This is a genomic window from Streptomyces sp. NPDC005551, assembly GCF_042871785.1.
In the GTDB taxonomy this organism is placed as follows: domain Bacteria; phylum Actinomycetota; class Actinomycetes; order Streptomycetales; family Streptomycetaceae; genus Streptomyces.
The window spans coordinates 164,304-190,118 of the sequence record NZ_JBIAJE010000002.1 but is presented as its reverse complement, the minus strand read 5'-3'; the positions used below and the strand labels follow the sequence as shown (position 1 = coordinate 190,118).

Sequence of the window (25,815 nt, the reverse complement as noted above, 5' to 3'; positions counted from 1 at the left end):
GTGGCGGACCGAGCGTGGGGGCACCGGCCGTGCGTGGCTGCCCGGGGAGGCGGGGGCGTGGGGTGTCCCCGCCTCCCCGGAGTCGGGCCGGCGGTGCCGGGAGGCCGTCGGCCCGGGCCGGCCCCGGGGAGGCCGCTCAGGCGGGGGTGACCCGCAGCTCCTTCACGCCGTTCAGCCAGGCGGAGCGCAGCCGGCGCGGATCACCGGCCGCGCGCAGGTCCGGCATCGCGTCGGCGACGGCGCGGAACATCAGGTCGATCTCCAGGGTGGCCAGGGACTTGCCGAGGCAGTAGTGCGGGCCGCCGCCGCCGAAGCCGAGGTGCGGGTTCGGGTCGCGGGTGATGTCGAAGACCTCGGGACGGTCGAAGACGTCCGGGTCGTTGTTGGCCGAGGAGTAGAAGATGCCGACGCGGTCGCCCTTCTTGATGCGGCTGCCGGCCAGTTCGACGTCCTGGGTCGCGGTGCGCTGGAAGGAGACGACGGGCGTGGCCCACCGCACGATCTCCTCGGCGGTGGTGGCCGGCCGCTCCCTCTTGTAGAGCTCCCACTGGTCGGGGTGGGTCAGGAAGGCGTGCATGCCGTGCGTGATGGCGTTGCGGGTCGTCTCGTTGCCCGCGACGGCCAGCACCAGCACGAAGAAGCCGAACTCGTCCGCGGCCAGGTTGCCCTCGTCCTCCGCCGCCACGAGCCGGGTGACGATGTCCTTCGCCGGGCACCGCTTGCGGCCGGCGGCCATGTTCATCGCGTACGAGATGAGTTCGGTGGCCGACTCGGCGCCGACCTCCTCGCTGATCGCGAACTCCGGGTCGTCGTACGAGATCATCTTGTTGGACCAGTCGAAGATCCTGGCCCGGTCGTCCTGCGGGATGCCGATCAGTTCGGCGATCGCCTGGAGGGGCAGCTCGCTGGCGACCTGGGTGACGAAGTCGATGGTGCCGTCCGGGCCCTTGTCCGCGAGCGCCCGCTCGACGATCTGTCCCGCGCGGGTGCGCAGGGCGTCCTCCAGGGCGCGGATCGCGCGCGGGGTGAAGCCGCGCTGCACGATCTGGCGGACCCGGGTGTGCTCGGGCGGGTCCATGTTGAGCAGGATCAGCCGCTGCACCTCGATCTGCTCGCGCTGGATACGCTCGTTGAAGCGGATGATGGCGGTGTTCACCCAGGAGGAGAAGAGTTCGGGGTGCGTGGAGACGTATTTGACGTCCGCGTGCCGGGTGACGGCCCAGTAGCCGTCGTCGTCGAACCCCGCGATGCCGGGCCGCTGCGGGATCCAGTGCACCGGTTCGACCCGGCGCAGCTCGGCGAACTCGGGGTGGGGGACGCGGTGGTGCAGCACGTCGGGGTCGGTGAAGTCGAATCCGTCGGGCAGCGCTGGACAGGACATCGGCAACTCCAGGTCTGGCGCGTACTGCGGTGCCGGCCATGTTCTGACGGTTCATCAGGAACCGGGAACTGCCGTGAAGGTAGTAACGGGTTCTACAAGAGGCAAGGGGTGCGGCGCCCCCAATCACCCGCGAAAACAGGGCAGATCACGACTTCGGGCGCTGCACGACCCTTGCGGGGCGGACCTGCCGCTCAGCAGACTGCACGCAGAACTAGAACGCGTACTAGTTCAGCGTGGCGGGTGGCCGGGACGCCCGCGCCGCGCGGGTGAGCAGGGCCGGGCCGCCGGGCAGGCCCTTAGGAGAGGACGACCCATGGCCGCGGAACCCGTGATCGTCGAAGCCGTACGCACCCCCATCGGCAAGCGCGGGGGCGCGCTCGCCGCGCTGCATCCCGCCTACCTCCTGGGCGAGACCTACCGCGAACTCCTCGGCCGCACCGGCATCCACGCCGACTGCGTCGAGCAGATCGTCGGCGGCACGGTGACCCACGCCGGTGAGCAGTCCATGAACCCCGCGCGCACCGCCTGGCTCACCATGGGCCTGCCCTACGAGACCGCGGCGACGACGGTCGACTGCCAGTGCGGGTCCTCGCAGCAGGCCTCGCACATGGTGGCCAACATGATCGCGGCGGGCGTGATCGACGTCGGGATCAGCTGCGGGGTCGAGGCGATGTCCCGCGTACCGCTCGGCTCGGGCTCCAAGCACGGTCCGGGCAGGCCGTTCCCCGAGGAGGCGCACGTCGACCTGCCGAACCAGTTCGAGGCGGCGGAGCGCATCGCCCGCCGCCGCGGACTGACCCGCGAGAACGTGGACTCGCTCGGGCTCGTCTCGCAGGAGCGGGCCGCGAACGCGTGGTCGGAGGAGAGGTTCAAGCGCGAGACGTTCGCCGTGCAGGTGCCCACCACGGAGGAGGAGCAGCGGGCCGGGCAGGGCATGTGGCGCCTCGTCGACCGGGACGAGGGGCTGCGCGACACCAGTATGGAGGCCCTGGCGGGGCTGAAGCCGGTGATGCCGACCGCCGTGCACACCGCGGGCAACTCCTCGCAGATCTCCGACGGCGCCTGCGCCCTCCTGTGGGCGTCCAAGCGGATGGCGCGTGCCCTCAAGCTGCGGCCGCGCGCCCGTGTCGTCGCGCAGGCACTGGTCGGCGCCGACCCGCACTACCACCTCGACGGGCCGGTCGACGCGACGCGGGCGGTGCTCGGCAAGGCGGGAATGTCGCTCAGGGACATCGACCTCGTCGAGATCAACGAGGCCTTCGCGTCCGTGGTGCTGAGCTGGGCGCAGGTCTTCGAGCAGGACCTGGCGAAGGTCAACGTCAACGGCGGCGCGATAGCGCTCGGGCATCCGGTCGGGGCGACGGGGGCGCGGCTCATCACCACGGCACTGCACGAACTGGAGCGCCGGGACGCGGAGTTCGCGCTCATCACGATGTGCGCGGGCGGGGCGCTGGCGACGGGGACGATCATCCAGCGGCTGTGACACGGCGGATCGGGGACCGGGGCATGGCGAAGGCGGCGGCCCGGGGATCGGGGGCCGCCGCCTTCGCGTACGGGGGTGCCGCGGGGGCCGCGCGGCATGCGCGTCCGGGACGGCCCGGGCCGGTCAGTACCAGCCGTGGCTCTGCCAGAAGTTCCAGGCGCCGACCGGGCTGCCGTAGCGGTCGTTCATGTAGTCCAGGCCCCACTTGATCTGGGTCTCGGCGCTGGTCTTCCAGTCGGAGCCCTTGGAGGCCATCTTGTTGCCGGGCAGCGCCTGTACCAGACCGTAGGCGCCGGACGAGGAGTTCGTGGCGGTGACGTTCCAGTCGCTCTCGTGCTCGACGATCTTGCTGAACGCGTTGTACTGCGCGGCGTCCGGGATCATCTTGTGCGCGATCGACTGGGCGGAGGAGACCGAGGGGGTCGCGGCCTGGGCGGGGGCCGCGGCCAGCACCATGCCGGTCGTGGCGGCGGCCACGGCGGCGGTGGTGAGGGCCTTCTTCGGGGAGGCGATGCGGCGGATGACGGAGACGGGCACGAAGCACCTTTTCTTCGGGGACAGGGGTGCGCCGGCATACCGGAACCGCCCGGAGGCGGCGGGGGCATACGGCGGCGCCGCGGCCCGGGAGGGCACGTCGGCGCCTGGCGACTCCTCCAGAGAAACAGCCCCGGCAGGCGTCCGCAACGACCCCTGTTACTAGTGGTGGTCGCATGCGGAGGACCAGTGCCCCCTGTGACCTGGCTCTCAAAGCCCAGGTCAGCGCGCTGCGCGACGCGTGCACGCCACCCTCCCCCTCTACGGCCCCGCCTCGTAGAGGACCAAGGTCCTGTGGGACGGCTCACCCCCGGACTGACACAGCGTGGGCACGCGTCACCGGGTGCGGTCGGCCCGTGTGACCCGCGCCGCACGACGTCACGGCAGGAAGGTGACGGGGGTCTCGAACGCAGCCCGGCGGGTGGCCCGCCGCAGCGCCTTCAGCAGGGGCGTGCCGAGGGTCAGGGTCAGTACGACGGTGACGACCGCCCGTCCCAGGTCCCACCCGAGCGAGGTCGCCGCGCAGTAGGCGAGGAACCGTACGAGGTTCGTGTGCAGCGGGTCGTCCGGGACGAAGGCCACGCCGGCGGCCAGGGTGTCCAGGAACGGCCAGCCCATCAGGTTCATGACGGTGCCGTAGGCGAAGGCGGCGAGGCACCCGTACCCGGCGAGCAGGGCCAGCTCGCCCCGGCCGCGCAGCCGGTCGGGCCCCGGCAGCAGCCCGGCGCCCATCGTGAACCACCCCATGGCGAGCATCTGGAACGGCATCCACGGCCCGACACCCCCGGTGAGCAGGGCGGACGCGAACATGGTCACGGACCCGAGGACGAAGCCGAACCCCGGGCCGAGCACCCGGCCGCTCAGCACCAGCAGGAAGAACATCGGCTCGATGCCGGCGGTCCCCGCCCCGATCGGCCGCAGCGCGGCCCCGGTCGCGGCCAGCACGCCGAGCATGGCCACCGCCTTCGGGCCGAGCCCGGACTCGGAGATCGTCGCCGCGACGACCGCGACGAGCAGCACGAGGAGCCCCGCGAAGAGCCAGGGCGCGTCCTGGGCGTGCGCGCCGACCTGGGAACCCCGCCCGGCCAGGAGCGGCCAGCCGAAACCGGCCACGCCCACCGCGCTGACCAGGACGAGCGCGGCCACCGAGCGGGGGCCGAGCCGGACGGCGCGGGCCTGCGGGCGGCCCCCGTCCTCGGACCCGGTCACGCGAGTGCCTCCCTGACCTGGGCGACCGTGAGCCAGGGCTGCGGGGCGAGGATCTTCGTCACCTGCGGGGCGAAGGACGGGGAGGCGACGACCACCTCGGCCGTGGGACCGTCCGCGACGACCTCGCCGTCGGCGAGGATCACCACCCGGTGGGCCAGTTCGGCGGCGAGCTCCACGTCGTGGGTGGCCAGCACGATGGCGTGCCCGGCGGCGGTCAGCGTGCGCAGCACGGCGACCAGACGGGCCTTGGCCGCGTAGTCGAGGCCGCGGGTCGGCTCGTCGAGCAGCAGCAGCGGGGGACGCGCCGTCAGGACCACGGCCAGCGCGAGCGCCAGCCGCTGCCCCTCCGACAGGTCCCGCGGATGCGTGTCGTCGCCGATGCCCGGCAGCAGCTCACCGACCAGCGCGCGGCAGGTGCCCGGTTCGGCGCCGGCGTCGTGGTCGGCCGCGGCGCACTCGGCGGCCACCGTGTCGGCGTACAGCAGGTCGCGTGGCTCCTGCGGTACGAGCCCGACGCGGCGTACGAGGTCCCGCGGGGCGGTGCGGTGCGGCACCGCCCCGCCCACCCGTACCGATCCGGCGGCCGGCTCGACCAGGCCGACCAGTGCGCCGAGCAGCGTCGACTTCCCCGCGCCGTTGCGGCCCATCAGCGCGATGGTCTCGCCGGGGGCGGCCGTCAGATCCACCTTCCGCAGCGCTTCGACCCGGCCCCGGCGGACCGCCAGGCCCTCGACCACGGCCGGGGCGGCGGCCGGGGTGAGGGGACCGCGCCCGCGCAGGAAGCCGGGGCTTCGGGACACCACGGAGGGAGCCGCCACCCGCCGGGGCGCCGGAGCTGCAGGCGTGCGGGCCGCGAGCCGCTCCCGCAACGGCCCCGCCGTCCGGCGGGCGTCGCGCACCGTGAGCGGAAGCGGCGACCAGCCCGCGAGCCGGCCCAGTTCCACCACCGGCGGGCACACCGGCGAGACGGCCATCACCTCGGCCGGGGTGCCGAGGACCGGCGCGGCCCCCAGGGCGGGCAGCAGGACCACCCGGTCCGCGTACTGCACGACCCGCTCCAGCCGGTGCTCGGCCAGGAAGACGGTCGTCCCGAGATCGTGGACCAGACGCAGGAGGACGGCGAGGACCTCCTCCGCGGCGGCGGGATCCAGGGCGGACGTCGGTTCGTCGAGGACCAGCACCGCGGGGTGCGGCGTCAGCACCGAGCCGATGGCGACCCGCTGCTGCTGCCCCCCGGACAGCGTGGCGATGGGACGGTCGCGCAGGCCGGCCAGGCCCAGCAGGTCCAGGGTCTCCTCCACGCGGCGGCGCATCACGTCCGGCGCGAGCCCCAGCGACTCCATGCCGTAGGCGAGCTCGTCCTCGACGGTGTCCGTGACGAAGTGGGACAGTGGGTCCTGGCCCACCGTACCCACGACGTCGGCGAGTTCACGCGGCCGGTGCGTGCGGGTGTCCCGCCCGGCGACGGTGACCCGGCCGCGCAGGGTGCCACCGGTGAAGTGCGGCACCAGACCGCCGACGGCGCCCAGCACCGTCGACTTGCCGACCCCCGACGGCCCGGCCAGCAGCACGAGTTCACCCTCCGGGACCTCGAAGTCCAGCCCCTGGACGGTCGGTCCCGCGGCCCCCTCGTACGTCACCGAGACGTCCGCGAAGCGGATCATGAGGACTCCTTGGGGATCGGGGCGAGGACGGAGGGCAGCAGGCCGAGCAGGATCGCGGCGGCCGGCCACAGCGGAAGGTCGGGGGCGGTCAGCGGGACCACCCCGGGGTGCAGCGCCGCCGGGTCGTGCGAGGCCGCGACGATCATCAGCGCGGCCACCGCGACCCCGGACGCCGACACCAGCCAGGCCCGCGCGCCCCAGGCGTCCGGCCGGTAGCGCGTGCGCGGGGAGCGGCGGCCGCCGAGACCCAGGCCGCCCAGCGCCGCGGCCAGCCCGGCGAGGAGCACGGGCAGTCCGTAGCTTCCGCCCTCGGCGGTCAGCAGCCCGTACGTGCCCGCGCACACGCCGAGCAGACCGCCCAGGGTGAGGGCGGACGTGGTGCGGCGGACCGCGGCCGGCACCTCGGCGGTGCGCCCGTAGCCGCGCGCGTCCATCGCCGCCGCCAGCGCCACGGAACGCTCCAACGCGCCCTCCAGGACCGGGAGTCCGACGTGCAGCAGCCCGCGCACACCCCGGTCCGGGCGGCCGCGCAGCCGGCGTGCCGCGCGCAGCCGCTGCACGTCCGCGATCAGGTGCGGCGCGAAGGTCAGCGCGACCACCACGGCGACGCCGGCCTCGTACAGCGCGCCCGGCAGCGACTTGAGCAGCCGCGCCGGGTTCGCGAGCGCGTTCGCCGCGCCGACGCAGATGAGCAGCGCGGCCAGTTTCGCGCCGTCGTACAGGGCGAAGACCAGGCCTTCCGCGGTGACCCGGCCACCGATGCGGACGCCCTGTGCCCAGTCGGGCAGCGGGACTTCGGGGAGCGTGACGACGACCTGCGTACCCGGGACGGGGGAGCCGAGGAACACGGCGAACGCCAGCCGGACGGCCAGGACGGCGAGGGCCAGTTTCACGAACGCGCCGTACGAGCGGGCCCAGGGCGCGTCGGTGCGGCGGGCGGCCACGACATATCCGGCGACGCCGACGAGCAGGGCGAGGAGGAGCGGGTTGGTGGTGCGGGAGGCGGCGGTACCCAGGCCCAGGGCCCAGATCCACCAGGCGCCCGGGTGCAGGGCGTTGCCACGGTTGGCCTCCGCCGTCAGACGCCGGCGGAGCGCGCCCGGACCGGTGACCGGCTCCCGGGGAAGACCGCCCGGGACGCCCGCACCGCGCCCGCGCAGGCGACCGCCCCGGGAAGTCCGCCACGCCGGGTCGTCGTCCGGAGGGCCCGGGGTGCGGGCGTGTTCGGCCGGGGTCGACCGTCCCGAGGGGTGGTCGTCAGTGGCCCGGGCAGCCTGCCGTTCCGAGAGGCGGTTGTTCGCGGCCGGCATCGGCCGCTCCGCCTGGCGACCGTCCCGGCCCTTGGGACCCTGCCGTCCCGGGGTGCGGCCGTCCTCGGCCGGGGCCGACTGTCCCGGGGTGCGGCCGTCCTCGGCCGGGGCCGACTGTCCCGGGGAGCGGCCGTCCGCGCCTTGGGCAGCCTGCCGTTCCGGGGTGCGGCCGTGCGCGGCCGGAGCCGCCCCTTCGGCAGCGTGGCTGTCCTTGGCCGGAGTGGACCCGTCCGCGAGGCGGCTGCCCTCGGTCGGGGCCGGCCTGGCCGCGGGGCGGCCGGCCTTCCGTGGGGCGGGCGGAGCGGGACGGTCGTGCTCGTCCGTCGTCACAGGTTCCACCTCACGTCAGTGTCGGCGGCGCCGGGCCTGCCAGACCGCCGCCGCCCCCAGTGCCGCGACCGCCGCGAGCCCCGCGAGCAGCCCGACCGACGGGCCGGAGTCCCCGGAGCCGGACGCGGAGCCGGACTCCGACTCGGAGCGGGGACCGGCGGAGGCGCCCGGCTCGTCGGCCGCGACCTGTTCGCCGCAGCCGGCCCGCGGATAGCCCGCGATGGCGCACAGCAGCGCGTTGCTGTCGTAGCGCAGCGGCTTCGCCACGGCGGCGAGCGCCTCGGCCGTCGTCGCGTCGGGACGGACCCGCGCGCAGGCGGTACGCGGCCGCGGCGGCGTCTCACCGGACGGCGCGTCCGCGGCCGTACCGAAGTCGAGGACGAGAGCGATCCGCTTCGTGCCGTCCCGGGCGGGCGTGCCGGCGCAGATGGACCCGAAGTCCGTGTTCCCGCGCGGCTTCACCGCGCGCGAGGAGTCCTCGCTCACCGCGAACCGGAATCCCTGCACGGCACCGTCGGACGGCCGCGCCGTCGACGGCCCCTGGGTGGCGTACGCCCACGTCCCGCCGGTCAGGTCCCAGAACGACCAGTAGCGGTAGCCGGCGGCCCCGGCCTCGCCCGCCCCGCCGAGCACGAGGAGCAGCAGGGCGAGGACCGCGGCGACGCCGCCGCGCCGGGTCACGGCTGCCGCTTCCTGTTGCGGCCGCTGATCAGGAAGCCCACGCCGACGCCGGCGACGAGGCCCACGCCGACGATCCACCAGACGCCGATCCCGCCGTCCTCGTCGCTGTCCTTCTTCTTGTCGCCCTGGTCCGTGCCGGGACCGTCCGAGTGGCCGGAGGCCTGCGTCGCCGGACCGGTCGCGCCGAGCTGCCGGACCAGGTCCGCGCCGCCGAAGTCGCGCGGGTCGGTGCCGGTCGCGTGCGCCGCGAAGATCAGCTGCGCGTACGCGGCGGGCCCGGACTTCGCCGCCCAGGCGCCGGAGTTCTTCTCCAGCCAGGCGAGGGGCCCGTCCGTGTCGCCGGTGCGGCCCGCGGCGGCGAGCGCGACGACGGCGTCCGCGGTGTTGCCGTGGTCGGGCTGGTCCTTGGCGCCGGGCATCGCCGACTTCAGGTAGGGGGTGCCGTGCAGGACGCCGGCGAGGTGGGCCGCGCCGTTGCGGGCCGCGTCCCGGGGCGTGGGCTTCTCCGCGTCCGCGCAGGCCGAGCCGCCCGCCGCCTTGCCCGCCGGCGCCGCGAACCCCTTGCCGAGGGCGCCGAGCACACCGGCCGCGGTGGCGTCCTCGTTCGCCGCGAGCGCCCCCTTCTTGTCGGGCTGGTAGGCGAAGGCCCCGCCGCCGTCGTCGCCGCAGGGGACCGCCAGCTTCAGCAGGGCGTCGTACGGGGACCTGCCGCCCTTGGTGACGTCTGCGGGCCGGTCACCCGCGGCGGCGAGCGCGCCGATCACCACGGAGGTCGAGTTCGCGTCGCTGGCCCCGCCCGCGGCGAAGCCCCAGCCGCCGTCCTTGTTCTGCGCCGACTTCAGCCAGGCGAGGGCCTTGTCCGTCTCGGCGGCGTGGCCGCCGAGCGCGGCGAGCGCCTGCACCGCGGCGGCGGTGCTGTTCGTGTCCACCGTCGTCTTCGCGTCGCACTTCGCGGACGCGTCGGCGCGGTAGGGCGCGAAGGCGCCGCTCGCGCACTGCTGCCCGGTCAGCCAGTCGACGGCCTTGCGGGCGGGCTTCACGCCCGCGGTGTGCTGGGCGAGCAGCGCGAGCGACTGCCGCCAGACACCGTCGTAGGTGGGGTCGGTGGTGCCGTACAGCCCGGAGGGGAGCGCCCGCGAGGGCGATGGGGACGGGGACGAGTCGTCGGCGAGGGCGGCGGGTGCGGCCGCCGTACCGATCACGGCGGTGACGGCCAGTACCGCGGCGGTGCGGCGAACAGACATGACTCTCCCTGCGGGGAGCCGGGCGGCACCGGGCACACTGGAGTACCGGGTGGCTCCGGCTCCGTATCCCTCGACGGTGCCGGCCGGCGGCGGGCTGCCGCAGGCACGAGCCGGTCACGTCCCGCGCGAGGCGATCCGGCTCACCGTCCGGCGGACGGTTCACGGTTGCGGGTCAGCGCCGGAATTGCACCGGCTTCCCCCCGTACGGGTGTGATGACGACGCGCTCACTCTACCGGCCCGCGGTCCACGGCCCGAGGGCCGCCCGGTACGCCCCCGGCGGCGGGCGGGCGGCCCCCGTGCCGGTCACACGGCCCGGTACGTGACGGGATCGCTCCCCGGTACGGTCTCCGCCCGGCCCAGCTTCACCAGCCGGCGCACGTGGGCCTCGGCCTCGGAGACGGCGATGTTCCGCGAGGAGTACGGGATGCGCTCCCAGGGGCGGTTCCACTCCATGCGCTCGGCCAGCTGCCAGGCGGTGAGCGGGACGCGGAGCAGGCCGAGCAGCCCGGTGAGCCGTTCCTCGTGGTGGGCGAGCAGTGCCCGGACGCGTGCCGCCGCGTCCGTGAAGGCGTACTGGTGGGCGGGGAGCACCTCGGCGGCGCCGAGACGGCCGACGCGCTCCAGGGAGTCGCGGTAGTCGCCGAGCGGGTCGGTGACCGTGGCGTCGTCCGGATCCTCGTACAGGCCGATGTGCGGGGTGATCTCCGGCAGCAGGTGGTCGCCGGAGAACAGGCGCCCGCGGCCCGCGAGCCGTGCCGGATGGTCCTCCTCCAGGTGCAGGCAGACGTGGCCCGGCGTGTGGCCGGGCGTCCAGATCGCGCGCAGCCGGCGGCCCGGCAGGTCGAGGAGGTCGCCGGGGACGATCTCGCGGTCGGGGAGCGCGGGGGAGAGGCCGGGCAGCGCCCGGGGGCGGGCGGTGCGCAGCGGTGCCACGTGCGCCTCGGGGGCGCCGGCCGCCGCCAGCTTGTCCGCCATGTACGTGAACCACCGCTCGGGCCGGTACTCGCGCATCCGCCGGACGACGGAGGCGTCCGCCGCGTGCATCGCGATCCAGGCGCCCGACGCCTCCCGCACCGCCGCGGACAGGCCGTGGTGGTCGGGGTGGTGGTGGGTGACGACCACGCCGTGGATCTCGGCGACGGAGGTGCCGCAGCCGGTGAGCCCGGCGCTGAGGACGTCCAGGGACGCGGGGTCGTCCCAGCCGGTGTCGACGAGGACGGGCCCCCGGTCGGTGTCCACGACGTACACCAGCGTGTGGCCGAGGGGGTTGTCCGGGATGGGGACCCTGATCGACCGTACGCCCCCGCCGTGATCGGTCACCTGCGTCATGGGCTTCCCCCCGTCGCCGTGTCCCGGCCACTATAACTAGAACCGGTTCCAATGGTGGCCCAAGTCGACCGCATGCGCCGTTGGTTGGGCTTCGCGGTCGTGCGCGAGTGCGGGCTCCGTGGACTCGTCGGGCCGGAACTGGTATCAGTTCTCGTATCTGATGACTCGTCAGGAAGCGTCCTCCGGAGAGGCAGTCGCCATGACCGAGCTCGTGGAACACGGACAGCTGTTCATCGGCGGGGAGTTGACGGATCCCCTGGGCGAGGACGTCATCGAGGTGATCTCACCGCACACGGAGGAGGTCATCGGACGGGTGCCGCACGCCTCGGCGCGGGACGTCGACCGGGCCGTCGCCGCCGCGCGCCGGGCGTTCGACGAAGGACCCTGGCCGCGGATGACGCTCGGCGAGCGGATCGAGGTCGTCACCCGCATCAAGGACGGGATCGCGCTGCGTCACGAGGAGATCGCCCGGGTGATCTCCAGCGAGAACGGTTCCCCGTACTCCTGGAGCGTCCTCGCGCAGGCGCTCGGCGCGATGATGGTCTGGGACGCGGCGATCACCGTCGCCCGGGACTTCACGTACGAGGAGACGCGCGACGGCGTCCTCGGGAAGATCCTCGTCCGGCGTGAGCCGGTGGGTGTGGTCGCGGCCGTGGCGCCGTGGAACGTACCGCAGTTCGTGGCCGCTGCGAAGCTCGCCCCCGCCCTGCTGGCCGGCTGCACCGCCGTACTGAAACCGTCCCCCGAATCGCCCCTGGACGCGTATCTGCTCGGGGAGATCGCACGGGAGGCGGGCCTGCCCGAGGGGGTGCTGTCGATCCTCCCGGCGGACCGCGAGGTGAGCGAGTACCTGGTCGGGCATCCCGGCGTCGACAAGGTCTCCTTCACCGGCTCCGTCGCCGCCGGCCGGCGCGTCATGGAGGTCGCGTCGCGCCGTCTCACGCGCGTCACCCTGGAGTTGGGCGGCAAGTCGGCGGCGGTGGTGCTGCCGGACGCCGACCTCGGCACCACCGTGCCGGGCATCGTCTCGGCGGCCTGGATGAACAACGGCCAGGCGTGCGTGGCGCAGACCCGCATCCTCGTGCCGCGCTCCCGCTACGACGAGTTCGCGGACGCCTTCGCGGCGGCGGCGGGCGCGCTCGTGGTCGGCGACCCGCTGGACCCGGCGACGCAGGTGGGGCCGCTGGTCGCCCGGCGCCAGCAGCAGCGCAGCCTCGACTACATCCGCATCGGCCAGGAGGAGGGCGCCAAGATCCTCACCGGCGGCGGCCGTCCGCCGGGCCTGGAACGCGGCTGGTACGTGGAACCCACCCTCTTCGGCGACGTCGACAACTCCATGCGCGTCGCCCGCGAGGAGATCTTCGGACCGGTCATCTGCCTGCTCCCGTACGGCGACGAGGGCGAGGCGGTGAGGATCGCGAACGACTCGGAGTACGGACTGAGCGGCAGTGTCTGGACGGCCGACGTGGAGCGCGGCATCGACGTGGCCCGCCGGGTCCGCACCGGCACCTACTCCGTCAACACCTTCAGCCTCGACATGCTCGGCCCCTTCGGCGGCTACAAGAACTCCGGACTGGGCCGGGAGTTCGGCCCCGAGGGCTACGGCGAGTACCTGGAGCACAAGATGATCCACCTGCCCGCCGGCTGGGAGGCGTAGGAATGGGCGACCGCTGGCACGTCGAGGTCGACCGCTCCGTCTGCATCGGCTCGGCCCAGTGCACGTACCTCGCGCCGGACGCCTTCCGCCTCGACGCCGGCCGGCAGTCCCACCCCGCCGGCCCGGAGACCGACGCCGACGAGCGCACCCTGGAGGCGGCGGAGGGCTGCCCGGTCGAGGCGATCATGATCACCGTCGTGGGCTCAGGAGAGCCGGTGTTCCCACCCGAGGAATGACGCCACCGACGCCCGCGCGACACGCCCCGCCCCACGTGCGGAGGCACGGGACGGGGCGGCCGATGCGCGGGGCGGGAAGAGCGGCGCGGTCACACCGGGCCCGGCCCCCCGACCTCCGTGAGGTCGATCAGGCGGCAGACCGTCTCGATGTCGATCTTCACCTGGGCGATGGACGCGCGGCCCGACAGCCAGGTGATGAGGGCGGAGTGCCAGGTGTGCTCGATGACGCGGACCGCGGAGAGCTGCTCGGGCGTCGGGTCGTCCAGCCCCATCGCGTCCAGGATGATCACCGTCGTCTGGCGGGACACCTGGTCGACCTCAGGGCTGACGCTGCGGTCCGCGAAGGTCAGCGCCCGGACCATCGCGTCCGCGAGGTGCGGCTCCCGCTGGAGCGCCCGGAAGGCCCGCATCAGCGTCTCCGCGACGCGCTCGGCCGCGGTGTCCCCGCCCGGCGGCTTCTTGCGGAGGGTGCCGTGCATGTGCTCCAGCTGATCCTGCATCGTGGCGACCAGCAGGTGGACCTTGGACGGGAAGTAGCGGTACAGCGTGCCCAGCGCGACCTGCGAGGACTCCGCGACCTCGCGCATCTGCACCGCGTCGAAACCGCCCCGGCTGGCCAGCTGGGCGCTCGCGTGCAGGATGCGCCGGCGGCGCGCCTCCTGCCGCTCCGTGAGCGGGGGCGAGGCGGGCTGCGCGGCGGCGCGCGGGTTCGCGGGCCGCGCGAGGTCCCGCGCGGTGGTGGCAGCCGCCTTGGCTTCCGCAGGCATAAGTCCCGTTCCGTGACATTCAGCGAGGGGGAGCGAGGAGTCAGCATGGCAGGGCACCGGACATTCCCCAAGCGTTCGGCCCTGCCCCAAGAGGGCGGCGGCCTGCGCGAGTCGGCCGACCGGGCCGGTTCGCCGTGGCGTGAATCACCTGATCCACCGCTCACGCCGGTCCTACCTGCCGGTAGATTCAATGCTCCTTGAACGATCAAGTCTGAAACTTGTTCTAGATTAGCGTCCCGGCGTAATCTCGCGGGACAGTGCAGGCAGAAGGGGGCCGGGAGTGACCGCTGAGGCCATGGAGGCGGGTCCCCAGGAGGACCCTGCCGCCGACGGCGGCCGAGCCCTGCGCATCGCGCTCCTCACGTACAAGGGGAACCCGTTCTGCGGCGGCCAGGGCGTGTACGTGCGGCACCTCTCGCGGGAGCTCGCCCGGCTCGGCCACCGCGTCGAGGTCATCGGCTCGCAGCCCTACCCCGTGCTCGACGAGGGCGAGGACCTGCGCGGGCTCTCCCTCACCGAGCTGCCCAGCCTGGACCTCTACCGCCAGCCCGACCCCTTCCGCACCCCGGGCCGCGGCGAGTACCGCGACTGGATCGACGCCCTCGAGGTCGGCACGATGTGGACCGGCGGCTTTCCCGAGCCGCTGACCTTCTCGCTGCGCGCCCGGCGCCATCTGCGCGCCCGCCGCGGCGACTTCGACGTCGTGCACGACAACCAGACCCTCGGCTACGGGCTGCTGGGTGACGTCGGCGCCCCGCTGGTGACCACCATCCACCACCCCATCACCGTGGACCGCGGCCTGGACCTGGACGCCGCCGAGGGCTGGCGCCGCCGCGCCTCCGTGCGCCGCTGGTACGCGTTCACGCGCATGCAGAAGCGCGTCGCGCGCCGCCTGCCGTCCGTGCTCACCGTCTCCGGCACCTCGCGCCAGGAGATCGTCGAGCACCTCGGCGTACGCGACGACCGCATCCACGTCGTCCACATCGGCGCCGACACCGACCTCTTCTCGCCCGACCCCGCGGTGCCGCAGGTGCCCGGACGGATCGTCACGACGTCCAGCGCCGACGTCCCGCTCAAGGGTCTCGTCTTCCTCGTCGAGGCGCTCGCCAAGGTGCGCGCCGAGCACCCCGGCGCCCACCTGGTCGTCGTCGGCCGCCGTGCCGAGGACGGCCCCGTCGCCCAGGCCATCGAGCGGTACGGCCTCGCCGGCTCCGTCGAGTTCGTGAAGGGCATCTCGGACGCCGAACTCGTCGACCTCGTACGGTCGGCCGAAGTCGCCTGTGTGCCCTCCCTGTACGAGGGGTTCTCCCTCCCCGCGGCCGAGGCCATGGCGACGGGCACGCCGCTCGTCGCGACGACCGGCGGGGCGATCCCCGAGGTCGCGGGCCCCGACGGCGAGACCTGCCTCGCGGTGCCGCCCGGCGACGCCGGCGCCCTGGCCGCCGCCCTGAGCCGGGTGCTGGGCGACCCCGTGCTGCGCGTCCGGCTCGGTCTGGCCGGCCGGGAGCGGGTGCTGCGGCACTACACCTGGGCCCGCGCCGCAGAAGGCACCGTCGCCCGCTACCGCGAGGCGATCGCCGACGCGGCGGGCGCTGCCCCGGGCCGCGGGACCGCCGCCGCACCCGCCGCGGGCGCCGCCTCCGCGCCCTCCGTTGACACCCTCGATCGCGAAAGCAGGGCCACGTGCTGACCGTCGACTTCTCCCGGTTCCCGCTCGCCCCGGGCGACCGCGTACTGGACCTCGGCTGCGGGGCCGGCCGGCACGCGTTCGAGTGCTACCGGCGCGGCGCCCGGGTCGTCGCGCTGGACCAGAACGCCGAGGAGATCCGCGAGGTCGCCAAGTGGTTCGCGGCGATGAAGGAGGCCGGCGAGGCCCCGGCGGGCGCCACCGCGACCGCCATGGAGGGCGACGCCCTCGCGCTGCCCTTCCCCGACGAGTCCTTCGACGTCGTGATCATCTCCGAGGTCATGGAGCACATCCCCGACGACAAGGGCGTCCTCGCGGAGATGGTCCGGGTACTGAAGCCGGGCGGCCGCATCGCGATCACCGTCCCGCGCTACGGCCCCGAGAAGGTCTGCTGGACGCTGTCCGACGCCTACCACGAGGTCGAGGGCGGCCACATCCGCATCTACCGCGCGGACGAACTGCTCGCCAGGATCAGGGGAGCCGGTCTCCGCCCCTACGGCACCCACCACGCGCACGCGCTGCACTCGCCGTACTGGTGGCTGAAGTGCGCGTTCGGCGTCGACAACGACAAGGCGCTGCCGGTGCGGGCGTACCACAAGCTGCTGGTCTGGGACATCATGAAGAAACCGCTGGCCACCCGGATCGCCGAGCAGGCGCTGAACCCGCTGATCGGCAAGAGCTTCGTGGCGTACGCGACCAAGCCCCACCTGCCCGTGAGCGCCGCGGTGGACGCTTCGTGACGACGCCCCGGACAGAACACCTCGTCCTGCCCGGGGTCCTCACCGCGGAGGAGGCCGCCGCCACGGTGCGCGGGATCCTCGCGGTGCAGCGCCCGGACGGTGCCATCCCGTGGTTCCGCGGCCACCACCTGGACCCGTGGGACCACACCGAGGCGGCGATGGCCCTCGACGCGGCCGGGGAGCACGAGGCGGCCGAGCGCGCCTACGAGTGGCTAGCCCGGCACCAGAACCCCGACGGCTCCTGGTACGCGGCGTACGCCGACGGGAACCACGACGAGGTCACCGACCGCGGCCGCGAGACGAACTTCTGCGCGTACATCGCCGTCGGCGTCTGGCACCACTACCTGGCCACCGGCGACGACACGTTCCTGGACCGGATGTGGCCCGCGGTCTACGCGGCCGTGGAGTACGTGCTGCAACTCCAGCAGCCCGGCGGGCAGATCGGCTGGAAGCGCGAGGACGACGGCACACCGGTCGACGACGCCCTGCTGACCGGGAGTTCGTCGATCCACCACGCGCTGCGCTGCGCGCTGGCCGTCGCCGAGCAGCGCGAAGAGCCCCAGCCCGACTGGGAGTTGGCGGTCGGCGCGCTGCGGCACGCGATCCGCAGGCACCCCGAGCGGTTCCTGGACAAGGGCCGCTACTCGATGGACTGGTACTACCCGGTGCTCGGCGGCGCGCTGACCGGCGCCGAGGCCAAGTCCCGTATCGAGGAGGGCTGGGACCGCTTCGTCGTGCCCGGCTACGGCGTGCGCTGCGTGGTCCCCAACCCGTGGGTGACCGGCGGCGAGTCGGCCGAACTGGCCCTGGCGCTGTGGGTCGTGGGGGAGTCCGACCGCGCCCTGGAGATCCTCCAGTCCATCCAGCACCTGCGCGATCCGAAGACCGGGCTGTACTGGACGGGTTACGTCTTCGAGGACGGGGCCGTCTGGCCCGAGGAGCTGACGAGCTGGACGGCCGGCTCCCTGCTCCTCGCGGTGGCCGCGCTCGGCGGCGACGAGCCGACCTGCGCGGTCTTCAGCGGCGAACGCCTTCCGTCAGGACTGGACCCGGACTGCTGCCGGTAGGCCCGCCCGGGCCTGCCGGCCGACGGCGTACGAACGCCCGGAGGCCGGCCCGGGGACGGCTGCGCGCCGTTCCCGGGCCGGCCTCGGGAGCCGGCCGGAAAGCCGGTCAGTGCCGGTTGAGACGGTTGGCGATCGCGTGCCCGATGAACAGGTACACGACGGCCGCCAGACCGTAGCCCGCGACCACACGGGCCCAGGCCTCGTCGAAGGTGAACAGGTCACGCGACCAGCCTGCCAGCCAGGCTGCCGCGTCATGGATGAACTGCACCAGGTCGTTGGCGCGGTTCGCGTCCAGCAGGTACATCAGGATCCAGAGACCGAGGATGACGGCCATGATGTCCGCGACGATCGCGATGACCGTCCCCGCCTGGTTGGAACCGTTGCGATATCGAGGGGACATGACCAACGGATGGCCCCGAATCCCTGTTTGAAACCTGGAGCGGATCGGGTCCGTCACCTGAACGGATTCCCCCGGCTGGCGCAGCCGCCGGAGCGGGGTGAGGCTGCCGGAAGAGCCGTGTACTCCCGGGCCCCGGGAGCCCGTTCACCCGGAGGATCCCGTGCCTGTATCCCTGCGCCGCCTGCTCCTGGCGCTCACCCTCACCTGCGCCCTGCTCGCCGGCACGACGGCGTGCGGCGGAGGTGACGGCGACTCCGCCGCCACGGCGACCCCCAGCCCCACCGGCTCCGTGGAGAAGCAGAAGTTCGCCAAGACGCGTTTCGTGGCGAACGCCGGGCTCGCGGCCGGGGCCACCTACCAGTGGATCGTGAAGCCCTGGCGGGCCGGCAAGTTCAAGAAGGGCGCCGACGGGCGCAGGACCGCGCTCATCAAGGCGGGCCTCGCGGGGGCCTTCACGTACAACCGGCTCAGTGCGGCCCGCAAGAACGCCGAGGGCGACCCCGCGCTCGCCAAGGCCATCGCCCCGCTCACCGCGGGCATCGACACGCTCAAGGACCTGCCCGCCAAACTGCGCAACGGCGACTCGGCGGACGCGGCGGCCGGCTCCTTCGACGACATCATCAACAAGGTGAAGGACGCCGGTAAGAGCGCCGGAGCCGAGGTGACGGACAAGGTGCCGTCGACGTCGGAGCTGTCGGGCGGCTGAGGCCGGGTCCTGGCGCGCTCGCTAGGAGTTGAGTTCCGCGAGCACCCGCAGCGTGTGCGGGTCCGGCGTCAGCAGCAGCAGGTCCGTCACCGGCCCCTCGCGCCACAACTCCAGCCGCTCGGCGATGCGTTCACGCGGGCCGACGAGGGAGATCTCGTCGGCGAAGGCGTCCGGGACGGCCCGGACCGCCTCCTCGCGGCGGCCGGCGATGAACAGCTCCTGGATCCGGCGGGCCTCCTCGGCGAAGCCCATCCGGGCCATCAGATCGGCGTGGAAGTTGCGGGCCGCGTGCCCCATGCCGCCGATGTAGAAGCCGAGCATCGCCTTGACGGGCAGCAGTCCCTCGGCGACGTCGTCGCAGACCGCCGCACGGGCCAGGGGCGCGACCATGAAGCCGTCGGGCGCCTCCGTGAGCGAGGCCTCGTACACCTGCGTGCGCAGCGGCGACCAGTACAGCGGCAGCCAGCCGTCCGCGATCCGGGCCGTCTGTGCGATGTTCCTCGGCCCCTCGGCGCCCAGCAGGACGGGCAGTCGGGCCCGCAGGGGGTGCGTGATCGGTTTCAGCGCCCTGCCAAGACCCGTGCCGTCCGGCCCCCGGTAGGGCAGGGCGTGGAAGCGGCCGTCGAGGGCGACGGGGGCCTCGCGGCCGAGTACCTGGCGTACGACGTCGACGTACTCGCGGGTCGCCGTGAGCGGCGACTTGGGGAACGGGCGCCCGTACCAGCCCTCGACGACCTGCGGGCCCGAAAGGCCGAGGCCGAGCAGCACGCGCCCGCCGGAGAGGTGGTCCAGGGTCAGTGCGTGCATCGCGGTCGCGGTGGGGGAACGGGCGGCCATCTGCGCGACGGCCGTGCCGAGACGGATGCGGGAGGTGTGGGCGGCGATCCAGGTGAGCGGGGTGAACGCGTCGGAGCCCCAGGACTCCGCCGTCCACACGGAGTCGTACCCGAGCCGCTCCGCCTCCCGCGCCAGCGACAGGTGGCCGGCCGAGGGGCCGCGCCCCCAGTAGCCGAGTGCGAGACCGAGCCGCATGTCCCCTCCAGGTCCGGGCCGTCGCCGGGCGCTATCGCTGACGGGCCGTCAGAAAGCATTCGGGGGGCGACTGTACGACAACGGCCCCCCGCCCGGAAGGGCGAGGGGCCGTACGTCAGCGGGTGTCAGCCGCGCTGGATGCCTGTCGTGTCCTGCAGGACACCGCGACGGCCGTCCTGCGTCTGCGCGACCAGGCTCGGACCGCGCTGCTCGACGGCCAGGTACCAGGTGCCCGGCGCCAGCTCGGCGATCGGCGTCGGCGAACCGTCCTCCGCGTACAGCGGACGCGCCACCGGGACCGCGAACCAGAACGGCGAGAAGTCCCCGCCGGACTGCTGCGCGGCCGGAGCCTGCGGCGCCTGCGGCCGGCCGTCCTGCGGCTGCCCGCCGTACGGCTGCGGCTGGGGCTGCTGCGGCTGTCCGCCGTAGGGCTGGCCGGGGGCCTGCTGGGCGCCCGGGTAGCCGTAACCACCCTGCGGCTGACCGCCGTAGGGCTGCGGGGCCGCGGGGCGCGGGGCACCCACGAGGGCGGCGCGGAGCGCGGGCACGAGGGGCGTGGCGATCGCGGCGGCGGCCAGGACCAGGGCGGCGATCAGCCCGAGGATGAGCCCGGCGCCGGTGTCGGCGGCCGAGTCGAACTCGTCGAACACGCCCAGCGGGTCGATGATCGTCCAGAACGCGGTCCACGCGGCGAAGACCGTCAGAGCCACCCCGAGCTGGCCGAGGTCGAGCCCGATGACCTTGCGCGGCTGCGGGAGCCCCCGGGCGAGGACGATCAGTGCCGCACCGACGATACCGCCGACGTACATGCTCATCACGAGACCCAGGTTGTCCCAGGCGTTGGGGGCGCCACTGCCGGAGCCGTCGAACGTGTCGAGGAACGACGCGACGAAGAGCAGTACCGCTGCTCCGATCACCACGCCGTCGCCTCTAGTGAGGGAGCGGATATTCACTTCAGGTCCTTCGTAGTCGTCTCGTCGTCATCGGTGGAGGCACCGCTGTCACCAGGTCGCCGTCAGGCAGGGTGCGGAGCGCGGGGGTGGCCCCTCATCGTAGGACGACACTATCGCCCGTCCGATCAGGGTGTCCGCCGGGACCGCTGTGCCGATCCCTACCCGTGCAGGAAACTCACGATTCCCTCAGAGATCCCCCGTGCCGCCTTCTGTCGCCAGGTCCCACTGGTCAGCAGTGCCGCGTCCTTGCTATCGCGCATGTTGCCGCACTCGATGAACACCTTGGGAACTGTTGACAGATTGAGACCGCCGAGATCCTCGCGCGTGACGAGTCCGGTGCCGCCGCCGACGTAGTTGGAGGGCGCGCTGCCGGTGACGCGTACGAAGTTGCCCGCGATGCGCTCGCCCAGATCACGCGAGGAGGCGACGATCGGACGGGTGTCGGCGGCACCCGCGTGCACCGTCGCGGGGAGGATCACATGGAAGCCGCGGTTGCCGGTCGCCGAGCCGTCCGCGTGGACGGACACCACCGCGTCGGCGTGCGCCTTGTTGCCGATCCGGGCCCGCTCGTCGACGCAGGGCCCCCACGGCCGGTCGCCGTCCTGGGTCAACTCGACCGTGGCGCCCTGCTTTTGGAGCAGCGTGCGCATCCGGCGCGCCACGTCGAGCGTGAACTCGGCTTCCGTGTAACCCGCGTTGGTCGACGTGCCGGTCGTGTCGCACTCCTTGCGGTTCGTGCCGATGTCCACCTGGCGGTTGATCTCGGCCGGGTGCCGGAAGTTGCCGGAGTTGTGGCCCGGGTCGATGACGACGGTCTTGCCCTTGAGGGGACCGGACGCGGCGGGCCGCGACGCGGAGCCGGACGGCGTGGACGGTGTGCCCGACGCGTCGTCCCCGTGCTGTTTCCCGTCGTCCTTCCCGGACGCGGTGGGTCCGGGCGCCGCGGACGTGGAGGGCGCGGCCGAGGTGGTCGCGGGGCCCGCCCCGCCGGATCCGTCACCGTCCCCCGTGTCACCCACCGCCTGCCACACCAGCCAGCCGGCCAGCGCGCCGGGCACCAGCGCGGCGACGGCGACGGTCAGGGGGCCGCGCCGGAAACGGCGCGGCCGGGAGGGCTCGAAGTCAGGACCTGCGTACGACACGTCAGCGACTCTAACCGCGGCCTCAGATCCCTGTGCCCGTTCGCCGCAGGACGCGCAGTGAGCCGGTCGCCGAGACCTCGGTGAAGGCGCCGGACTCCAGCGCCCTCAGGTAGACGCGGTACGGGGCCTGACCGGTGAACTCGTCGGCGGGGTCCGGGAACACGTCGTGGATGACCAGCAGGCCGCCGTCGGCCACGTGGGGCGCCCAGCCCTCGTAGTCGCCGTTCGCGTGCTCGTCGGTGTGGCCGCCGTCGACGAAGACGAGACCGAGGGGTGTCCGCCAGAACGCGGCGATCTGCGGCGAGCGGCCGACCACCGCCACGACGTGGTCCTCGAGACCGGCCCGGTGGAGCGTGCGCCGGAACGTCGGCAGGGTGTCCATCCGGCCGGTCTCGGGGTCGACCGTCTCCGGATCGTGGTACTCCCAGCCCGGCTGCTGCTCCTCGCTGCCCCGGTGGTGGTCGACGGTGACCGCGGTGACCCCGACCCCGCGGGCCGCGTCCGCGAGCAGGATCGTGGAGCGGCCGCAGTAGGTGCCGACCTCCAGGAGCGGCAGCCCCAGCCGGCCGGCCTCGACGGCCGCCGCGTGGAGCGCGAGCCCCTCGCCGGCGGGCATGAACCCCTTGGCGGCCTCGAAAGCGGCAAGGATCTCCGGCTTGGGTGCCGCGGGCATGGGGGTCCTCCGTCGTGTACGAACCTGAGCGCCCCATGGTGCCCCACGCCCGCTGCCTGCCTGTAGGCGCCCCGTCGTGAACTCCGCCCGGGCACGGGCACGGGCACGCGGACCCCCGTCGTGGGCTCCGTCCGGGGACGGGTACGCGCGCGCCCGTCCCCGGACGCACCTCACCCCCGCCGCTCGCACGACGGGGGTGAGGGCGCACGGACCGGCCGGTCAGGCCGGGACGCCCGCGTTCTCGCCCGGCAGGGCGAGGTCGACCTCGACCGGACGGTCGTCGCCGGCGTGCGTCGCGGAGGAGGCGAGCGGACCGTGGCCCGCGGCCCTCGCGGCCAGGACGTACGCGCCCTCGGCCGGCACGGCCAGCGCGTAGCTGCCGTCCCCGGCGGTGAGCGTCGCGCCCGCCTGCCGCCCGCGGCGGTCGATCAGGGTCACCCTGGCCCGGCTCACCGGCATCCCGGCGGTGTCCAGGACCCGGCCGCGGAAGCCCCCGAGAACCTCGTGGGTTCGTGCCAGAGCCGCGTCCTCCTCGCTGCTGGCGCGCAGCTGCGGCTTGGCCGCCCGGCGCTGCCCGGGCAGGAAGAGCGCCATCAGCAGACCGACGGCCACGGCTCCCGTCGCGATCAGGAACGACACCCGGAAGCCGTGCAGGGTCGGGACCGCGACGCCTCCGACGTGGTTCGCCGTGTTGGCGAGCACCATGCCGATGACGGCGCTCGACACGGACGTGCCGATGGACCGCATCAGGGTGTTGAGACCGTTGGCCGCGCCGGTCTCCGAGGCGGGCACGGAGCCGATGATCAGCGCGGGGAGCGAGGAGTACGCGAGGCCGATGCCGGCGCCCAGGACCACCGAGACGACGATCGTCTGCCAGGCGGCGCTCATCAGGCCGAGGCCGGCGCCGTACCCGATCGCGATGATCAGCATGCCGATGATCAGCGTGACCTTGGGGCCGTACTTCGCCGAGAGGCGGGCGTAGACGGGGGCGGTGAACATCATCGTCAGGCCGAGCGGCGCCACGCACAGACCCGCGACGACCATCGACTGGCCGAGGCCGTAGCCGGTGGACTTCGGCAGCTGGAGGAGCTGCGGCAGGACCAGCGAGACGGCGTAGAAGGCGACCCCGACCATGATCGAGGCCAGGTTGGTGAAGAGCACCGAGCGGCGGGCGGTGGTGCGCAGGTCCACCAGCGGAGCCTTGACGCGCAGCTCCATCACGCCCCACAGGACGAGGACGACGGCCGCCGCGCCGAACAGGCCGAGCGTGGTGCCGGAGGTCCAGCCCCAGTCGCTGCCCTTGGTGATCGGCAGCAGGAAGAGGACCAGGCCGGCGGAGAGGCCGAGGGCACCGAGCACGTCGAAGGTGCCCGGGGCGCGCATCGGGGACTCCGGCACGACGGCGAGGGTCAGGACGATCGAGGCGACGCCGAGGCCGGCGGAGAGGAAGAAGAGGGCGTGCCAGTCGGCGTGCTGGGCGACCAGGGCCGCGAGCGGCAGCGCGAGTCCGCCGCCGACGCCGATCGAGGAGCTCATCAGGGCCATCGCGGAGCCGAGCTTCTCGCGGGGCAGCTCGTCGCGCATCAGGCCGATGCCGAGCGGGATCGCGCCCATCGCGAAGCCCTGGAGGGCGCGGCCCGCGATCATCACCAGCAGGTCGCTGGTGAAACCGCAGACCAGCGAGCCGACCACCATCACGGCGAGGCTGGTGAGGAGCATGCGCCGCTTGCCGAACAGGTCACCGAGGCGGCCCATGATCGGGGTGGCCACCGCTCCCGCGAGCAGGGTCGACGTCAGCACCCAGGTGGCGTTGCTGGGTGCGGTGCCGAGCAGCTCGGGCAGGTCCTTGATGACCGGGACGAGCAGGGTCTGCATCACCGCGACAACGATGCCCGCGAAGGCCAGCACCGGCACGATCGCGCCGCTCGGCCTCCGGGTGGGCTCTTCGGTCGTCGTGTGGGTCATTGCGTGGGGCCTCCAGGCCGGAAGGAAGAAAAGGGGAGCCAGTGATCCGCGCGGGATACGTGCAGGGTGAACCCCGTGCGCCGGGGCAACTATTCCGATGCTTCGGCGTACTAACGAATTCTTGACTTTCCCATGGGGATCTGACCTGTCGTCAGAATGGAACCTGTTCTAGTCTGGCGCGGTCCCGGGCCGCCGGAGCCGTGCGTCACCGGCCCCGGGCCTTCCCAGTGACGGAGAGGGGCCACATGAAGGCGTACGTCGTCGGGGTCGGGATGACGAGGTTCGAGAAGCCCGAGACCCGGGAGTGGCAGTACTGGGACATGGCGCGGGAGGCCGGTGAGGCCGCCCTCGCCGACGCCGGGATCGCGTACGAGGACGTGCGGCAGGTCGCCGTCGGGTACTGCTTCCAGGCCTCGACGGCCGGCCAGCGTGCCGCCTACGAGCTGGGCCTGACCGGTGTGCCCGTCTACAACGTGAACAACAACTGCGCGACCGGCTCGACCGCGCTGATGCTGGCCCGGCAGTTCGTCGAGGGCGGCAGCGCGGACTGCGTCCTCGCGCTCGGCTTCGAGAAGATGCGCCGGGGAGCACTCGGCGGCGGCTCGGACGGCGGCGACTTCGCCACCTCGCCGGTCGCCCGCCACTACGGGATCATGGCCGCCCGGCACGGTTTCGAGGCGAGCCCGCCCACCGCGCAGATCTTCGGCGACGCGGCCCGCGAGCACATGGAGAAGTACGGCACCACCGAGGCGCAGCTCGCGGCCGTCGGTGCCAAGAACCACCGGCACTCGGCGGACAACCCGTACGCCCAGTTCCAGGACGTGTACACGGTCGACGAGGTGCTCGCCGCGCGGACCGTCCACCGGCCGCTCACCAGGCTCCAGTCCTCGCCGACCTCGGACGGCGCGGCGGCGGCGGTCGTCGTCTCCGAACGCTTCGCCGAGCGGCACGGGCTCGGCGGGCAGGCCGTCGAGATCGTCGCACAGGCGATGACCACGGACACGGAGGAGTCCTTCGCCTCCGGCTCGTGCATCGACGTCGTCGGGCAGCCTATGTCGCGGGCAGCGGCCCGCCGGGTCTACGAGCGCTCCGGGCTCGGCATCGAGGACGTGGACGTCGTGGAACTGCACGACTGCTTCTCCGTCAACGAACTCCTGACCTACGAGGCGCTCGGCATGTGCGGACCGGGGGAGTCCGGCCCGCTCGTGGAGTCCGGGGCGACGACGTACGGCGGGCGCTGGGTGGTGAATCCGTCCGGAGGACTGATCTCCAAGGGGCATCCGCTCGGCGCGACCGGCATCGCCCAGGTGACGGAACTGACCTGGCAGCTGCGGGGACGGGCGGGCGCCCGGCAGGTGCCCGGCGCGCGGGTCGGGCTCGCCCACAACATCGGACTCGGCGGGGCCGCGGTGGTCACACTGCTGCGGGCGGCGGGCTGAACGGGCGGCGGGCTGAACGGGCGGCGGGCTGAACGGGCGGCGGGCTGGACGGGCGGCGGGCTGGACGGGCGGCGGCACGGTCCTGGCCGGCCCGAAAAAGGGCCCGCGGGGCCCGCCGCCGGACCTAGGTCCCAGGACCGAGCCGGGCGTGCAGCGAAATCCCGATGCAAGGGGCGTAACCCGGT

The 25,815-nt window shown here is 73.6% G+C and carries 23 protein-coding genes and 1 riboswitch; of the genes, 8 read left to right on the top strand and 15 right to left on the bottom strand.

The window, feature by feature from the left end; all coding sequences use genetic code 11:
- Positions 1–136: 136 nt before the first annotated feature.
- Positions 137–1,381 carry a cytochrome P450 gene (locus ACFYP4_RS05075; RefSeq protein ID WP_358854900.1) on the bottom strand — a complete coding sequence of 415 codons (1,245 nt, stop codon included), beginning with the start codon at positions 1,379–1,381 and terminating at the stop codon, positions 137–139.
- Between the two features lie 313 nt (positions 1,382–1,694).
- Between ACFYP4_RS05075 and ACFYP4_RS05070 the strand changes: the two genes are divergently transcribed.
- The gene (locus ACFYP4_RS05070) at positions 1,695–2,864 is read left to right on the top strand and encodes a steroid 3-ketoacyl-CoA thiolase (protein ID WP_358854899.1); all 1,170 of its coding nucleotides are present in this window, start codon (positions 1,695–1,697) and stop codon (positions 2,862–2,864) included.
- Positions 2,865–2,987: 123 nt separating this feature from the next.
- On the opposite strand, the gene ACFYP4_RS05065 is transcribed toward ACFYP4_RS05070, so the two are convergent.
- The 7 genes from ACFYP4_RS05065 to ACFYP4_RS05035 form a co-directional block, all read right to left on the bottom strand.
- Positions 2,988–3,401, bottom strand: a complete 414-nt coding sequence (locus ACFYP4_RS05065; RefSeq protein WP_358854898.1) for a transglycosylase SLT domain-containing protein — start codon at positions 3,399–3,401, stop codon at positions 2,988–2,990.
- Positions 3,402–3,776: 375 nt separating this feature from the next.
- Entirely contained in the window at positions 3,777–4,607 is an 831-nt protein-coding gene (locus ACFYP4_RS05060) for an ECF transporter S component (protein ID WP_358854897.1), read from the bottom strand.
- The gene (locus ACFYP4_RS05055) at positions 4,604–6,271 is read right to left on the bottom strand and encodes an ABC transporter ATP-binding protein (protein WP_388782913.1); all 1,668 of its coding nucleotides are present in this window, start codon (positions 6,269–6,271) and stop codon (positions 4,604–4,606) included. The genes ACFYP4_RS05060 and ACFYP4_RS05055 overlap by 4 nt, the downstream gene beginning before the upstream one ends.
- Positions 6,268–7,353, bottom strand: a complete 1,086-nt coding sequence (locus ACFYP4_RS05050) for a CbiQ family ECF transporter T component (protein WP_388783818.1) — start codon at positions 7,351–7,353, stop codon at positions 6,268–6,270. Before ACFYP4_RS05050 ends, ACFYP4_RS05055 begins: the two co-directional genes overlap by 4 nt.
- Positions 7,354–7,926: 573 nt before the next feature.
- Positions 7,927–8,592: an SCO2322 family protein gene (locus ACFYP4_RS05045; RefSeq protein WP_358854895.1), complete on the bottom strand. Its 666-nt coding sequence runs from the start codon at positions 8,590–8,592 to the stop codon at positions 7,927–7,929.
- Entirely contained in the window at positions 8,589–9,836 is a 1,248-nt protein-coding gene (locus ACFYP4_RS05040) for a prenyltransferase/squalene oxidase repeat-containing protein (RefSeq protein ID WP_388782910.1), read from the bottom strand. Before ACFYP4_RS05040 ends, ACFYP4_RS05045 begins: the two co-directional genes overlap by 4 nt.
- Before the next feature lie 107 nt (positions 9,837–9,943).
- A riboswitch (cobalamin riboswitch) is annotated at positions 9,944–10,077 on the bottom strand.
- A gap of 63 nt (positions 10,078–10,140) precedes the next feature.
- The gene (locus ACFYP4_RS05035; RefSeq protein WP_388782907.1) at positions 10,141–11,166 is read right to left on the bottom strand and encodes an MBL fold metallo-hydrolase; all 1,026 of its coding nucleotides are present in this window, start codon (positions 11,164–11,166) and stop codon (positions 10,141–10,143) included.
- Positions 11,167–11,365: 199 nt separating this feature from the next.
- On the opposite strand from ACFYP4_RS05035, the gene ACFYP4_RS05030 reads away from it, so the two are divergent.
- Both ACFYP4_RS05030 and ACFYP4_RS05025 read left to right on the top strand, forming a co-directional pair.
- Positions 11,366–12,823 carry an aldehyde dehydrogenase gene (locus ACFYP4_RS05030; RefSeq protein WP_358855886.1) on the top strand — a complete coding sequence of 486 codons (1,458 nt, stop codon included), beginning with the start codon at positions 11,366–11,368 and terminating at the stop codon, positions 12,821–12,823.
- 2 nt (positions 12,824–12,825) lie between these two features.
- On the top strand, positions 12,826–13,059 hold the full coding sequence (locus ACFYP4_RS05025) for a ferredoxin (RefSeq protein ID WP_358855885.1): 234 nt from the start codon (positions 12,826–12,828) through the stop codon (positions 13,057–13,059).
- A gap of 89 nt (positions 13,060–13,148) precedes the next feature.
- Here ACFYP4_RS05025 and ACFYP4_RS05020 read toward each other — a convergent pair whose 3' ends face one another.
- A complete protein-coding gene (locus ACFYP4_RS05020) occupies positions 13,149–13,826 on the bottom strand; it encodes a TetR family transcriptional regulator (protein WP_388782904.1) in 678 nt (225 codons plus the stop codon).
- A gap of 280 nt (positions 13,827–14,106) precedes the next feature.
- Between ACFYP4_RS05020 and ACFYP4_RS05015 the strand changes: the two genes are divergently transcribed.
- Genes ACFYP4_RS05015 through ACFYP4_RS05005 form a run of 3 tightly spaced genes read left to right on the top strand, consistent with a single transcriptional unit; the run spans position 14,107 to position 17,320 of the window.
- On the top strand, positions 14,107–15,516 hold the full coding sequence (locus ACFYP4_RS05015; RefSeq protein WP_358855883.1) for a glycosyltransferase family 4 protein: 1,410 nt from the start codon (positions 14,107–14,109) through the stop codon (positions 15,514–15,516).
- Positions 15,510–16,253, top strand: a complete 744-nt coding sequence (locus ACFYP4_RS05010) for a methyltransferase domain-containing protein (protein ID WP_358855882.1) — start codon at positions 15,510–15,512, stop codon at positions 16,251–16,253. Before ACFYP4_RS05015 ends, ACFYP4_RS05010 begins: the two co-directional genes overlap by 7 nt.
- The gene (locus ACFYP4_RS05005) at positions 16,250–17,320 is read left to right on the top strand and encodes a prenyltransferase/squalene oxidase repeat-containing protein (RefSeq protein ID WP_358855881.1); all 1,071 of its coding nucleotides are present in this window, start codon (positions 16,250–16,252) and stop codon (positions 17,318–17,320) included. The genes ACFYP4_RS05010 and ACFYP4_RS05005 overlap by 4 nt, the downstream gene beginning before the upstream one ends.
- Positions 17,321–17,426: 106 nt before the next feature.
- On the opposite strand, the gene ACFYP4_RS05000 is transcribed toward ACFYP4_RS05005, so the two are convergent.
- Positions 17,427–17,720 (bottom strand): hypothetical protein, encoded by a 294-nt coding sequence (locus ACFYP4_RS05000; protein ID WP_358855880.1) that lies wholly within the window; start codon positions 17,718–17,720, stop codon positions 17,427–17,429.
- Between the two features lie 160 nt (positions 17,721–17,880).
- On the opposite strand from ACFYP4_RS05000, the gene ACFYP4_RS04995 reads away from it, so the two are divergent.
- Positions 17,881–18,426: a hypothetical protein gene (locus ACFYP4_RS04995; protein ID WP_358855879.1), complete on the top strand. Its 546-nt coding sequence runs from the start codon at positions 17,881–17,883 to the stop codon at positions 18,424–18,426.
- Positions 18,427–18,447: 21 nt separating this feature from the next.
- Here the strand turns inward: ACFYP4_RS04995 and ACFYP4_RS04990 are convergent, their stop codons facing one another.
- The 5 genes from ACFYP4_RS04990 to ACFYP4_RS04970 form a co-directional block, all read right to left on the bottom strand.
- Positions 18,448–19,458 (bottom strand): LLM class F420-dependent oxidoreductase, encoded by a 1,011-nt coding sequence (locus ACFYP4_RS04990; RefSeq protein ID WP_358855878.1) that lies wholly within the window; start codon positions 19,456–19,458, stop codon positions 18,448–18,450.
- Positions 19,459–19,583: 125 nt separating this feature from the next.
- Positions 19,584–20,411 (bottom strand): hypothetical protein, encoded by an 828-nt coding sequence (locus ACFYP4_RS04985; RefSeq protein WP_358855877.1) that lies wholly within the window; start codon positions 20,409–20,411, stop codon positions 19,584–19,586.
- Positions 20,412–20,569: 158 nt separating this feature from the next.
- Complete coding sequence (locus ACFYP4_RS04980) at positions 20,570–21,553, bottom strand: N-acetylmuramoyl-L-alanine amidase (RefSeq protein ID WP_358855876.1); 984 nt, start codon at positions 21,551–21,553, stop codon at positions 20,570–20,572.
- A gap of 22 nt (positions 21,554–21,575) precedes the next feature.
- The gene (locus tag ACFYP4_RS04975) at positions 21,576–22,226 is read right to left on the bottom strand and encodes a class I SAM-dependent methyltransferase (RefSeq protein WP_388782898.1); all 651 of its coding nucleotides are present in this window, start codon (positions 22,224–22,226) and stop codon (positions 21,576–21,578) included.
- Between the two features lie 219 nt (positions 22,227–22,445).
- The gene (locus ACFYP4_RS04970; RefSeq protein ID WP_388782895.1) at positions 22,446–24,191 is read right to left on the bottom strand and encodes an MFS transporter; all 1,746 of its coding nucleotides are present in this window, start codon (positions 24,189–24,191) and stop codon (positions 22,446–22,448) included.
- A gap of 245 nt (positions 24,192–24,436) precedes the next feature.
- Here ACFYP4_RS04970 and ACFYP4_RS04965 point away from each other — a divergent pair, with 245 nt between their 5' ends.
- A complete protein-coding gene (locus ACFYP4_RS04965; RefSeq protein WP_358855831.1) occupies positions 24,437–25,630 on the top strand; it encodes a lipid-transfer protein in 1,194 nt (397 codons plus the stop codon).
- Positions 25,631–25,815 lie beyond the last annotated feature (185 nt).